1 protein-coding gene is annotated in these 308 nt (G+C 72.4%); it reads left to right on the forward strand.

What is annotated here, in order from left to right; translation table 11 throughout:
- Positions 1 to 308 (forward strand): transposase (locus FV233_RS29935; RefSeq protein WP_147899683.1); only part of this gene is annotated, 308 nt, incomplete at both ends.

Below are 308 nucleotides of genomic sequence, written 5' to 3' on the forward strand. Positions count from 1 at the left end.
ACCTGCCGCCGTGGGCGGCGGTGTACCAGCAGACGCAGCGCTGGCTGGCTGCGGAGTGCTTCACCGATGTGGCCGGGGACCTACGGGCGGTTCTCCGGATGGCAGGGGATCGCAAGCCGGAGCCGTCGGCGGTGATCTTGGACAGCCGGACGCTGCGGTCCTCGCCCGAGAGCGGCGAGCGGGCGGGCTACGACGGGGCCAAGCGCAAGCGCGGTTCGAAGGTGCATCTGGCGGTGGACACGCCCGGCCACGTGGTGGCGCTGCATGTCACCCCGGCCGATGCCGACGATCGCGGCGAGGTCGATCGC

Source organism: Methylobacterium sp. WL7 (assembly GCF_008040085.1).
Lineage (GTDB): Bacteria > Pseudomonadota > Alphaproteobacteria > Rhizobiales > Beijerinckiaceae > Methylobacterium > Methylobacterium mesophilicum.